General features: G+C 63.3%; 13 protein-coding genes. 10 read left to right on the forward strand and 3 right to left on the reverse strand.

Features of this window, described 5'->3' with window-relative positions; all coding sequences use genetic code 11:
- Window positions 1-19: 19 nt before the first annotated feature.
- The 3 genes from DUGA2_RS09840 (at window position 20) to DUGA2_RS09850 (ending at window position 2,678) form a co-directional block, all read left to right on the forward strand.
- Entirely contained in the window at window positions 20-1,018 is a 999-nt protein-coding gene (locus DUGA2_RS09840) for an aldo/keto reductase (protein WP_070269137.1), read from the forward strand.
- A 90-nt stretch (window positions 1,019-1,108) separates the two neighbouring features.
- Window positions 1,109-1,762 (forward strand): energy transducer TonB, encoded by a 654-nt coding sequence (locus DUGA2_RS09845; RefSeq protein WP_070269138.1) that lies wholly within the window; start codon window positions 1,109-1,111, stop codon window positions 1,760-1,762.
- A gap of 130 nt (window positions 1,763-1,892) precedes the next feature.
- Window positions 1,893-2,678, forward strand: coding sequence for a transporter substrate-binding domain-containing protein (locus tag DUGA2_RS09850; RefSeq protein ID WP_168167487.1), 786 nt, complete (start codon window positions 1,893-1,895; stop codon window positions 2,676-2,678).
- A gap of 7 nt (window positions 2,679-2,685) precedes the next feature.
- On the opposite strand, the gene DUGA2_RS09855 is transcribed toward DUGA2_RS09850, so the two are convergent.
- Window positions 2,686-2,874 (reverse strand): hypothetical protein, encoded by a 189-nt coding sequence (locus DUGA2_RS09855; RefSeq protein WP_008451721.1) that lies wholly within the window; start codon window positions 2,872-2,874, stop codon window positions 2,686-2,688.
- Window positions 2,875-2,950: 76 nt separating this feature from the next.
- Window positions 2,951-3,361, reverse strand: a complete 411-nt coding sequence (locus DUGA2_RS09860; protein ID WP_070269139.1) for a response regulator — start codon at window positions 3,359-3,361, stop codon at window positions 2,951-2,953.
- Window positions 3,362-3,576: 215 nt separating this feature from the next.
- Between DUGA2_RS09860 and msrA the strand changes: the two genes are divergently transcribed.
- From msrA to DUGA2_RS09895, 7 genes are all read left to right on the forward strand, one after another.
- Window positions 3,577-4,077, forward strand: coding sequence for a peptide-methionine (S)-S-oxide reductase MsrA (msrA, locus tag DUGA2_RS09865; RefSeq protein WP_070269140.1), 501 nt, complete (start codon window positions 3,577-3,579; stop codon window positions 4,075-4,077).
- Between the two features lie 119 nt (window positions 4,078-4,196).
- Window positions 4,197-4,604, forward strand: coding sequence for a DUF1842 domain-containing protein (locus DUGA2_RS09870; RefSeq protein ID WP_070269141.1), 408 nt, complete (start codon window positions 4,197-4,199; stop codon window positions 4,602-4,604).
- Between the two features lie 292 nt (window positions 4,605-4,896).
- A complete protein-coding gene (locus DUGA2_RS09875) occupies window positions 4,897-6,648 on the forward strand; it encodes a glycosyl hydrolase family 18 protein (RefSeq protein WP_071658891.1) in 1,752 nt (583 codons plus the stop codon).
- A 3-nt stretch (window positions 6,649-6,651) separates the two neighbouring features.
- Complete coding sequence (locus DUGA2_RS09880) at window positions 6,652-7,668, forward strand: cupin-like domain-containing protein (RefSeq protein WP_008451715.1); 1,017 nt, start codon at window positions 6,652-6,654, stop codon at window positions 7,666-7,668.
- Window positions 7,669-7,683: 15 nt separating this feature from the next.
- Window positions 7,684-10,068, forward strand: a complete 2,385-nt coding sequence (locus DUGA2_RS09885) for a chitinase C-terminal domain-containing protein (protein WP_071658892.1) — start codon at window positions 7,684-7,686, stop codon at window positions 10,066-10,068.
- Window positions 10,069-10,077: 9 nt separating this feature from the next.
- Entirely contained in the window at window positions 10,078-11,499 is a 1,422-nt protein-coding gene (locus DUGA2_RS09890) for a glycoside hydrolase family 19 protein (RefSeq protein WP_070269143.1), read from the forward strand.
- Between the two features lie 68 nt (window positions 11,500-11,567).
- A complete protein-coding gene (locus tag DUGA2_RS09895) occupies window positions 11,568-12,308 on the forward strand; it encodes a YoaK family protein (protein ID WP_070269144.1) in 741 nt (246 codons plus the stop codon).
- Here DUGA2_RS09895 and DUGA2_RS09900 read toward each other — a convergent pair.
- The gene (locus tag DUGA2_RS09900; RefSeq protein ID WP_070269145.1) at window positions 12,259-12,714 is read right to left on the reverse strand and encodes a GNAT family N-acetyltransferase; all 456 of its coding nucleotides are present in this window, start codon (window positions 12,712-12,714) and stop codon (window positions 12,259-12,261) included. The two genes, DUGA2_RS09895 and DUGA2_RS09900, sit on opposite strands and share 50 nt — an antisense overlap.
- Window positions 12,715-12,754: the final 40 nt, after the last annotated feature.

A 12,754-nucleotide genomic window follows, 5' to 3' on the forward strand; every position in this document is an offset into this window, starting at 1 on the left:
ATCACGAACGGAGCAAAGAATGAAACAGCGGAAATTAGGTAGTGGTGGTTTGCAGGTATCGGCCATCGGCCTGGGTTGCATGGGCATGAGCTTCGCCTACGGCGGCGGCGACGATGCGGCATCCATCCGGACCATGGAACGCGCCGTTGACCTGGGCGTGACCTTCTTCGACACGGCCGAAGTCTACGGCCCTTACACCAACGAGGAACTGGTCGGCAAGGCGCTGCGCAGCGTGCGCAACAAGGTGCAGATCGCCACCAAGTTCGGCTTCCGCATCCTGCCGCACGGCCACGGCGTGCAGCGCATGGCCGGCGTCGACAGCCGCCCCGAACATATACGCGAAGCGGTGCACGGCTCGCTGCAGCGCCTCGGCATCGACACCATCGACCTGCTGTACCAGCACCGCCCCGATCCAGCGGTCCCGGTCGAGGACGTGGTCGGCGTGATGGCCGAGCTGGTTCGCGAAGGCAAGGTGCGCCACCTGGGCCTGTCCGAAGTGTCGGCCGCCACGGTGCGCCGCGCCCATGCCGTGCATCCGATCGCCGCCGTGCAAAGCGAATACTCGCTGTGGAGCCGCGACCCCGAGGGCAATGTGCTGCCGGTCTGCCGCGAGCTGGGTATCGGCTTCGTGCCATACAGCCCGCTGGGCCGCGGCTTCCTGACCGGCGCGATGACCTCCACCGAGGGCCTGGCGCAGGATGATTTCCGCCGTACGCTGCCGCGCTTCCAGGACGAGGCCATGCGCAGCAACCTGACGCTGATCGGCCAACTGCAGCAGCTGGGCGCAGGCCGCGGCATCACGCTGGCGCAACTGGCGCTGGCCTGGCTGCTGCAGCAGGACGAGCACATCGTGCCGATCCCGGGCGCACGCCAGATCCGCCACCTGGAGGAGAACGCCGCCGCCGCCGCAGTGACGCTGGGCGCGGCCGAGCTGGCCGTGCTCGACGCCATCTTCGTTGGCGACAGCGTGCACGGTGCGCGCTACGCCCAGGGCGATCTGGCCCTGCTCGAACGCTAAACCCGGCATCCGCCTTGCCCGCGAGCTGTGATTCCATACCAGAGGGCATGATGGCGACGCCGCGCGGATGGCGTCTGCTATCATCGCCCGATGAACAAGAAACTCCTCTCCGTTGCCGCCATCGCCGGCGTGCTGGGCTTGCTTAATCTGATGAGCCACGCCGAGCAGCGCGGCCAGGCGCCGTTCAAGGCGCTGGTCAGCCCGGCCACCTGCGCGCAACCGCAGTGGCCGGACGAGGCGCGTCGCTATGAGATCGAAGGCGTGACGACGATACGCTTCCGCATCGGCGAGGACGGCAAGGTCGTGCATCCGGAAGTGTCCAAAAGCAGCGGCTGGAAAATCCTCGACGATGCCGCCATCAACGGCATTTCGCGCTGCGTGTTCCAGCCCCGGCTGGACGAGGCCAGGGACGGCACGTCGTTCCCGATGCAGTACGTATGGCAGTTCAGCGACGGTCCGGTGATCCGCCCCATGCTGGTGGCCGGCAGCTGCCAGCCGTCCGAGCGCTTCCAGACATTCAGGGATGCCGACCGCCGGCCCAGCGGCAGCGACGGCATCCTGTTGCGCTTCCTGGTGAACAGCGACGGTGCGCCGATCCGCGTGGTCGCCGAGCCCAACGGCCAGGCGCCGGACGTGGTGGAGCAGGCGGCCGCCTATCTGCAGGGTTGCCGCTTCGCGATCGATCCCCGGCTGCCCGGCCAACATACGGATACGGCTTTCGGCCGCGTGCTGCTCAGGCTGTAATTGATGGTTGCATAACAATACTCTGTGCTATTCTTTGTGCATGATGCAATGTAGCCTGAGATGCAATTTTCTGAGCCTGCTAGCCGGCTGCGTGCTGGCTTGGTCCGCATGGGCGGCCCGCGCCGAACCCATGCGTGTCGCCTATCCTCAGCCGCAGATCGAGCTGGACCGGGGCTACTTCGTCAAGATGCTGGAACTGGCGATGAGCAAGTCCCGCGTCGACTACAAACTGCAGTCCTGGGATGTGAAGGCGATCAAGGGCCGCGCCGTGCACGAGCTGGCCTACGGCAGCAATGTCGACGTGATCTGGGCCATGACGACCCGCGAGCGCGAGCAGCAACTGCTGCCGGTGCGCATCCCGCTGGACATGGGCCTGGCCGGCTGGCGCATCGGCGCCATCAATGCGCAGGACCGCGCCAAATTCGAGGCCGTGCGCACGCTCGACCAGCTGCGGCAATTCAAGATCGGGCAAGGCTACGACTGGGCCGATACCACGGTGCTCAAGGCCAGCGGCCTGGACGTGGTGACGGGCGCCACCGCTGAGAACCTGCATGCCATGCTGGCCGTGAAGCGCTTCGATTATTTCCCTCGTTCGATACGTCAGGTCTGGGGCGAGGTGGAGCAGCATGCGGCGCAAGGGGAGGTGGTGGAGATGACGCTGGCGCTGCACTATCCGGCGGCGGTGTACTTCTTCGTCAACAAGAACAACCCGGCCTTGGCGGCCGCGCTGGAGGCGGGCTTGCGGCAGGCGCGCAAGGACGGCTCGTTCGACAAACTGTTCCGCTCATATAACACCGACTTCATCCGCCGCGCAGACCTGAGCCATCGCGTGGTGCTGGAACTGCCGAATCCCGACCTGCCCGCTGAAACGCCGTTGCAGCAAAAGGATTTGTGGTACTGGCCTTCGCACCGCTAGGGGGCGACTAGCGCAGGTCGGCGGCGCGGCGCTTGTCCGGTTCCGACAGCACGCGGGCGATCACCGGCAGCGGCACGCCTGCATCTTCGAGGAAAGTGGCAGCCGCCTCGCGGCCGGCGGTTTCCAGCAGGGCCAGGCCGGCGTTGACGGCGATGGCCTTGGCGCGGTCTGGACGCGAACGACGTTCTATTTGCATGGGCGACTCCCGTGACGATAAACAGTAGCGCCCAAGCGTAGCACAAAAGCCCGCCGTGTACTCAATTTGACAACGTTCAGGCCGTCTTCTGGTGGAAGCCGCCGCGCATGGCGCTGGCGCTGTGGATGGCGTTGAGTATCTCGTCGAGGCTGGATGGCTTGGTGATATGCTGGTCGAAGCCCACGCTGCGGGTGCGTGCCAGCGTGGCCGGATCGTCCCAGGCGGTGAAGGCGATCAGCGCCACGTCCTGGAACGCCGGCATCGCCCGCAATGCCGTCGCCACCTGGTAGCCGTCCATGCCGGGCATGCCCAGGTCCAGCAAGACCACATCGGGCATGAAAGCCATGGCCGTTTGCAAGCCTTCGGCGCCGGAGTAGGCCACCGCCGTCTTGTAGTTGTACAAACCGAGCAGCTCCGCTGCGATATCGGCCGCCGCGTCGTTATCGTCGACGATCAGGATGCGTGGGGGTATGGTGGGCTGGTCCATGATGTTGAACGAAAAAGTAAGCAACGATGACGGTTGCTGGTCGTTCGGCTGGGTCCGGGCCGGGGGGCTAAGGGTGCCGCGGTTTTGGGCACTTAGTTACGGAATGCAATTGGCAGTTCCTGCGATAAATTATAGCCCACTTGTGCGGCGATTGCGCGGCTTGAAGAAACGGCGAACGTCACTAAATTAACTGGATACACACAAAAGGATAGAACATGACGACTACTGAAAAAGCCATCCTGGCCGGCGGATGTTTCTGGGGCGTGCAGGACCTGGTGCGCAAATACCCGGGCGTGCTGGCAACGCGGGTGGGCTACAGCGGCGGCGATGTGCCCAACGCCACCTATCGCAACCACGGCACCCATGCCGAGGCGCTGGAAATCATCTTCGATCCGGCCGTCATCAGCTACCGCAAGATCCTGGAATTCTTCTTCCAGATCCACGATCCGAGCACCCGCAACCGGCAGGGTAACGACATCGGCACGAGTTATCGGTCGGCAATCTACTACACCAGCGAGCAACAGAAAGCGACGGCCGAGGACACCATCGCCGACGTCAACGCTTCCGGCCTGTGGCCGGGCAAAGTCGTCACCGAAGTGGTGCCGGCGGGGCCGTTCTGGGAAGCGGAACCGGAGCATCAGGACTATCTGCAGCGCATTCCCAACGGCTACACCTGCCATTTCATCCGGCCGGACTGGCAGTTGCCCAAGCGCTGAGCTCAAATAAATCTGCCATGTAAACAATAACTTATCAACCGGAAGGTATTCGGAAGGCAGGTTTTGCGACCTGCCGCTACAGTGGACTCATGTTTCATCTCTATTCGTTAGGACGTACCATGAGTCAATTATTTACAGCAGTGTATGAAGTCACCAGCGCGGGCGAAGGCCGTCCCACTTTGCGCCTGAACCTGGTCGTGAACGCCCACAACGACAGCGTGATCGGCCATGCGCGGGTGGCGTTCGACGGCGGCGAAAGCGCCGGCATTTCGGTGCGCGGGCACCACACCGAGATCGAGGGCGAGCATCCCTTGCAAGCCATCGTGCTGGCCGGCCTGCCGGCGATTTTCCCGACCGTGGAAGAAGAGCCGAGCGCGTTCCAGTTGTTGATGGTGTTGCCCACCGCCGCGCGGGATGGGCAGGTTTGCTACAAGATGAGTTTTGGCGCACAGCAACAAGCACGCATCGTCGAAGTCCGTGACGGCGTCGCGCGCGCGGTTTTACCGGAACTGGCCACCGGCACCTGACCCGTACCACTTCGCATCAGCCGAAAATTGGTATTCGTCAAATAACACAATGTTCAATTTGAGACATTCGAAAGTCCGGTCGCTGGGGGCCGGATTTTCTGCTTTTGCTGGTTAGTGTGTGCTCACTATCTCTTTCAAGTTCCATATCTATTCTTGCTGCAATTACTCTTCCTATTTTGAAACTGGTATGTGATTGGATGTAATAAAACAAAACCACTTGACTACCAATTTTTTAAGCTCCATCCTGAAAAAATAATAAAAGCATAGATTCACCAACCCAGGAGGAGAAAGCATGGAACGTGCAGTCAAGGGAAATGCGGCCGTACTCGGCCTTATCGCCAGCATGCTGGCGGCTTGCGGTGGAGGCAGCGACGGCTCCACCACCGCCACACCACAAATGAAACTGCTGGGCGGCGTACAAACCGCCGCCGCAGCCGCCGATTGCCCGGCATGGTCGTCCAGCGCGATCTACACCGTCGGCATGTGCGTGACCTACAACGGCAACACCTACAAAGCCAAATGGTGGACGCAAAATAACGTCCCAGGCACCGAGGAATGGGGACCATGGGCGCTGCAAGCCGTGACGCCTACCCCAACGCCTACACCGACGCCGACACCTACCCCAACGCCGACGCCTACCCCAACTCCGACGCCTACCCCAACTCCGACGCCAACGCCGACGCCAACGCCAACGCCAACGCCAACGCCAACGCCAACGCCAACGCCAACGCCGACCCCTACGCCAGTCGGCGGCCGCGAAATCGGCTCCTACTTCGCGCAGTGGGGCGTGTATGGCCGCAGCTACGAAGTGGCCGACATCCACACCACCAAGACCCCGGTCAATGGCGTGCAGACCAGCGTGGCCGACCAGCTCACCTTCATCAACTACGCCTTCGGCAACACCTATGCCAAGAACGGCGGCTATGAATGCGACATGGTCACGCGCGCCGAAGTGGGCAACGACACGCCGACCTCGCCGCAAGCCGGCACCGGCGGCGACGCCTACGCCGACTACCAACGCCAGCCTGTCCGCACCGTGGACGGCAAGACCGTGCCATGGGACGCTCCGCTGACCGGCAACTTCCTGCAACTGAAGCTGCTCAAAGCCGCGCACCCGAACCTGAAGGTGTTCATCTCGCTGGGCGGCTGGACCTGGTCGAAGAACTTCTCCGCTGCGGCCAAGACCGACGCGCTGCGCAAGCAGCTGGCCAAGTCCTGCGTGAAGATGTTTATCGCCGGCGACTTGCCGGTGCAGGATGGCCGTGGCGGCGCAGGCTCCGCCAAGGGCGTGTTTGACGGCATCGACATCGACTGGGAATACCCGGGCGGTGGCGGCCAGCCATACAACACGGTCGACGCGGTCAACGACAAGCATAACTTCACACTGCTGATGGCGGAGTTCCGCGCGCAACTGGATGCGCAGGGCGCCATCGACGGCAAGCGTTATGCGCTGACGGCCGCCATCGGCGCCGGCACCGAGAAGATCGCCCAGACCGAACCGGCCTTGTATTCGCAGTACATGGACTGGGTCAACCTGATGACCTACGACTTCCACGGCGGCTGGGAGAGCACCACCAACTTCCACTCGCCGCTGTACCACGATCCGGCCGATCCCGCGACCGGCGTCCTCGCCAAGTACAACACCAACGACGCTGTCACGGCGCTGGTGGCAGCCGGTATGCCGCGCAATAAGATCCTGCTCGGCGTGCCGTTCTACGGACGTGGATGGAAGGGCGTAGCCGCAGGACCGAACGCCAACGGCCTGTATCAAACCACCACCGGCGGCGCGGCCGGCACCTACGAAGCCGGCATCGACGACTACAAGGTATTGGTCAACAAGTCCGGCACGCGTTGGTACCATCCGCAGACCAAGCAGCTGTTCCTGTACACCGGCACCGGCGAATGGTGGAGCTACGACGATCCGACCGTGATCGCTACCAAGATGCAGTACATGAAGGACCAGGGCCTGCGCGGCGCCTTCTCGTGGGAGCTGGACGGCGACGCCAACGGCGCCCTGACCAGCGCCGTCTGGAAAGGACGCTAAGCCATGAAGCGCCATGCCGCTGTCCAAACCATCGGCGTCAGCGACGCATGGCGCAGCTGGATCGCCGAGAACCTGATCCTCGGCAGCCGGCCGGATACGCTGGCCGGCATCCTGATCCAGTCCGGCATCGGGGCGAGGGATGCGCACGCGGAGATCGCCTCCGCACTGCGCAGCCCTTACTTGCAGGGCGTATCGCGTCTGCATAACCGGCTGGCCAAGCGGGACTGGGTGCTGCGCATCCAGTCGCAATTGAACCGGCTGGCGCCGGCCGTGGTGCCGCGGCGGGAGCGCCTTTCCGCCGCGGAGTTCCTGGAGCAGCACTACCTGCGCAACCAGCCGGTGATCATCACCGGCATGCTGGAGGACTGCGCGGCCCGCAGCAAGTGGACGCTGGATTATCTCGGCAGCCAGTTGGGCGATCGCATGGTGGAAGTGCAGTTCGGCCGCAGCGCCGATCCGGACTACGAGATGAACAGCCTGTCCCACAAGCGCCGCATGCGTTTCGGCGAGTACGTGGCGCTGGTGCGCGACAGCGGCCATACCAACGATTTCTACATGACGGCCAATAACGACGGCCAGAATCGCGAGTCGCTGCAGGAGTTGATGGCCGACGCGCCACCGCTGACGGACTATCTGACGCCGGAAGGGCGGGGCTTTTTCTGGTTTGGTCCCGCCGGCACCATCACGCCGTTCCATCATGACCTGACCAACAACTTCATGATCCAGATCGCGGGACGCAAACGCGTGCGGCTGATCGCGCCTTGCGATACGCCCAAGTTGTACAACCAGCGTCACTGCTTTACTCCGGTCGATGGACGCAACATCGACCTGCAGCGTTTTCCGATGATGGCAGACGTGCCGGTCATCGACTGCGTGCTGGAACCGGGAGAAATCCTGTTCCTGCCCGTCGGTTGGTGGCACTTCGTCGAAGCGCTGGATATCACCATCACCATCTCTGCCACCCACTTCAAGTGGGACAACGATTTCTACAGCCATTACCCGAACAATCACGATTTCTAAAATACGGGAGACAAAATGCGACATAACCTTTTGATGCTGGCGCTGATCGGCAGCGCCGTTGCTGCCTGCGGCGGCGGTTCCGATCCCCAGAGCGCAACGCCTGCGCCTAAACTGCTGGGCGGCTTGCACACCGCAGCCGCAACCGCCGATTGCCCGGCATGGTCGTCCAGCGCGATCTACACTGCCGGCATGTGCGTGACCTATAGCGGCAATACCTACAAGGCCAAATGGTGGACCCAAAATAACGTGCCAGGCGCCGAGGAGTGGGGGCCATGGGCGCTGCAATCCGTGACGCCTACGCCTACCCCGACGCCAACGCCAACTCCAACGCCAACTCCAACGCCTACACCAACTCCAACTCCGACTCCGACTCCGACTCCGACTCCAACCCCGACGCCTACGCCGACACCAACTCCTACGCCGACGCCGGTCGCATGCCGGCCCGATGGCCTGACCTCGCCGGTGCCGAACGTGAACTACTGCGGCGTGTACGACGCCAACGGCCGCGAGAAACTGGCCAATGGCCTGAACCGCCGCATCGTCGGCTACTTCACCAGCTGGCGCACGGGCGCGAACAACACGCCGGCCTACCTGGTCAACAACATCCCGTGGGACAAAGTCACCCACATCAACTACGCCTTCGCCTCGGTGGACGCGAGCGCCAAGGTGCAACTGGGCACCGGCGCCAACAACCCCGACACCGGCCTGACCTGGCCGACCATCCCCGCCGCCGCGATGGATCCGTCGCTGCCGTACAAGGGCCACTTCAACCTGCTGGCGCAGTACAAGAAGCGCTACCCCGGCGTGAAAGTGATGCTGTCCGTAGGCGGCTGGGCAGGCAGCGGCGGCTTCTACACCGCCACCACCAACGCAGACGGCTCGCTCAACACCACCGGCATCAACACGCTGGCCGACTCGATGGTGGCCGTGCTCCGTCAATACACCTTCTTCGACGGCATCGACATCGACTACGAGCACCCGACCACCAACAACGAAGCAGGCAACCCGCTCGACTTCGGCCTCTCCAAGCCACGCCTGGCGGGCCTGATGAAGAGCTACAACGTGCTGCTGAAAACCGTGCGCCAGAAGCTCGACACCGCAGCCGTCGCCGACAACAAGTACTACATGCTGACCATCGCCGGCTCGGCATCGGGCTGGATACTGCGCGGCGAGGAAAACCTCTCCGGCCTGCAGTACCTCGACTACGCCAGCCTGATGTCCTATGACCTGCACGGCGGCTGGAACCAGTACGTCGGCCCGAACGCCGCGCTGTTCGATGATGGCAACGACGCCGAACTCCGCGCCGGCAACGCCTACTCGTACGGCGGCATCGGCTACCTGAACGTCGACTGGGCATACCGCTACTACCGTGGCGCACTGCAGGCCGGCCGCATCAACGTCGGCGTGCCGTACTACACGCGCGGCTGGAAGGATGTCACCGGCGGCACCAATGGCTTGTGGGGCACCACGCCGCTGGTGAACGACACCGTCACCTGCGCCGGCGTCAAAACCTGCGGCACCGGCGCGGTCGGCATCGACAACGTCTGGTATGACCTCGATACCAACGGCAAGCCTGTACCAGGCGGCGGCAATCCGCTGTGGCATGCGCTCAACCTGCAAAACGCCATCGTGCCGGACTACCTGGATGTCTATGGCGTCACCGAGAAAACCATCACCGGCACCTACACCGCCAACTACAGCGCCACCATGGCCGCGCCGTGGCTGTGGAACGCCACCCGCAAAGTCTTCATCTCCACCGAGACGGCGCAATCGATGGCAGCCAAGACCCAGTACGTGATCGACCAGGGCATCGGCGGCATCATGATCTGGGAACTGGCAGGCGACTACGCCTGGGACGCCAGCAAGAACGGCGGCAAAGGCGAGTACTTCATGGGCTACACGCTGACGACCAACATCTACAACGCCTTCAAGACCGCCAGCCCTTACGGCGCGTTGCGTGCGGAATCGCCGATCCCGGCCAGCAGCGCCAAGGTGTCCATCACTCTGGGCGGCTGGAAGCTCGGCGACAGCAACTACCCGATCAACCCTGTGATGACGCTGACAAACAACACCACCGTCACCATCCCGGGCGGCTCGGTGGTGGAGTTCGACTATCCGGTATCGGCGCCCGCCAACATGAGCGACCAATCGGGTTACGGCCTGACCGTCACCAAGGCCGGCTACACGGGGCCGAACAACATCGGCGGCTTCAAGGCCAACTTCAACCACGCCAAGTTCACCATCCCGACGTGGCAGTCGCTGGCGCCTGGCGCATCGGTGTCGCTGACGCTGAACTACTCGCTGCCGATTTCCGGGCCGTCCGCCTACGTGATCACCGTGAGCGGCGTGCGCTACGCCTTGAGCGACGAGTATCCCGGCCTGCCGGTCGCGTTGAAATAAGGGGATGCGATGAAATCAGTTCACAGCATCGCTGTGCTGAGCGCTTTGCTGCTGTCCGCCTGTGGCGGCGGCAGTGGCGGCGATCAGGCCAGCAGCACCGCGCCACGCGTGCTCTCCGGCGGCATCTCCACCGCCGCCGCCAGCGCATGCCCGGCATGGACCGCCACTGCGGTCTACACCACCGGCATGTGCGCGATCTACCAGGGCAAGCAGTACGAGGCCAAATGGTGGGTGCAGGGCACCGCGCCCAATCCGACCGATACCTGGGGGCCGTGGAAGTACATCGGCGAGGCCACCGATCCGCAACCGCCTGATCCAGGCACGCCGCAACCCGGCGGCGTGCCGACCAAGGCCCAGGCGGAGGCGCGCGAAGCGCAGCTGACCAACAACGACTTCTTCCGCACGGTGAAGGCGTCGATACGCACGCTGGACAACGCAGCGGTGGACGCGGTATCGCCCGGCGCTGCGGCCAACCCGGCCAACGTCAAGCGGGTGGAGCGCTTGCTGACGTCGGCCAAGTGGGACTACTACTTCGGCATCCGTGAGCCCAGCTACACGTACGGCCGCTTCCTGCAGGCGGTGGCCAAGTTCCCGGCGGTGTGCGGCGACTACACCGACGGCCGCGATGCGGACGCCATCTGCCGCCATACGCTGGCGACGATGTTCGCCCACTTTGCGCAGGAGACGGGCGACCACAACGCCAGCATCCCGCTGCCGCAGTGGCGCCAGGGCTTGAAGTATCTGCGCGAGATGGGTTGCGACGAAACCGGCACCAACTGCGGCTACAACGTCGAATGCGCGGACCCGGTGTTCAACACCGTCTGGACCTGCGGTAAGAACGCCGACGGCAGCTTCAAGAAGTACTACGGGCGCGGCGCCAAGCAGCTCTCGTACAACTACAACTACGGCCCGTTCTCGCAGGTGATGTACAACGGCGACCAGTCGGTGCTGCTGAAGAATCCCGACCTGGTGGCGTCGACCTGGCTGAACCTCGCCTCGGCGACGTTCTTCTTCGTCTACCCGCAACCGCCCAAGCCATCGATGCTGCATGTGCTGGACGGGACGTGGGTGCCGAATGCTGCGGACAAGGCGGCTGGTGCGGGCAACAACTTCGCTACCACCATCATGATCATCAACGCCGAATGCGGCACCGGCACGGAGAAGGCGGCAGCGCAGAACCGCATCGACTACTACAAGCAGTTCGCGGCGGATATCGGCTGGAACGTCGGCAGCGAGCAGCTGTCGTGTGCCAACATGCAGCGCTTCACGGGTTCCAGTTCGGCGGCCTACAACATCTATTGGGAGAAGAACTGGAACAGCGGCGGCGATTATCAGTGCCAGCTGGTGAGCTATCAAACGCCGTACAGCGCCCTCATCGCCGGCAACTACACCAAGTGCGTGGAGAAGAACTGGAATGTGACGCTCAAATGATGCTCAAATGATGCTCAAGTGATGCGATGGCATACAATGGTCTGGCCGACAGCACAGGGAGGCCGACCATGCCTATGCACTATCTGCGTGCCTTAACCAGCCCGCAACGCACCGATATCAGCAACCGCCGCCTTGGCCGTTCGCTGGCCTTCGTGGCCGGCGCGGTCAATGCCGGCGGTTTTTTCGCAGTGGGACAGTACACGTCGCACATGACGGGCATCGTCTCCTCGCTGGCCGACAACGCCGCGCTGGGCGAGGTGCGCCTTCTCGCGGCGGGCGTGGTGTCGCTGCTGGCCTTTGTGCTTGGCGCTGCGGTTTCCGCGATCCTCATCAACTGGGGGCGGCGGCGCGGCGCGCAAAGCCAGTACGCGCTGCCGCTGATCGTGGAGGCGGCGCTGCTGCTGTGCTTTGGTTTGATGGGCGCCCGCCTGGACGCTTCCGGCCAGATATCGGCCATCGTCGCCTTGCTGTGCTTTGTCATGGGGCTACAGAACGCCATCGTCACCAAGGTATCGCGTGCCGAGATCCGCACCACCCATGTCACCGGCCTGGTGACGGACATCGGCATCGAACTGGGTAAGCTGTTTTTCTGGAACGGCGATTCGGCGGACAAGGTCGTCGCAGACCGGGGCAAGCTGCGCTTGCTGGGCTCCTTGCTGGCGATGTTCCTGCTGGGCGGCCTTGCCGGCGCCTTCGGCTTCAAATACCTGGGCTTCATCGTCACCGTGCCGCTGGCGTTGGCGCTGCTGTCGCTGGCGATTATTCCGGTGTTTGACGATTTTCACGCGCGCGGGCGAAATACTCCCTGACGTAGCGCTTGGGGACTTCGACAAATCCATAGTGCTCATAAAACAGGTGCGCAAGCGGCCGGCGCATGCTGCTTGAGAGTTCCGTATGACTGCAGCAGCGCGCCACTGCTTCCTGCTCGGCGCGTCGAATAAGGGCGGTGCCGGCGCCGCTGCGGCGGATTTTTTCGTCGACGACGAAGGCGCTGATCACCGCATACTGCGCCGTCGTGTTCAGCGGCAGCACGTAGTTTTGCGTCACCACGCCGATGGCCGCGCCATCGTCGACGGCAACCCAGCAATCGGCATCGCGGCTGTTGAATTCATCCCAGCGCTGTTCGAGATCGGCAATGGTGTTGGGATAACCGAGCTGGAAGAACAACTCGGCGAGGCGGGGCAGGTCGGTGATGACGGCTTTTCGAATGATCATATTGTGCACGGTAAGGCACGGGGACGGCCGCCCCCGTGCG

This window comes from Duganella sp. HH101, from assembly GCF_001758795.1.
Taxonomy (GTDB): Bacteria; Pseudomonadota; Gammaproteobacteria; order Burkholderiales; family Burkholderiaceae_D; genus Rugamonas; species Rugamonas rivuli.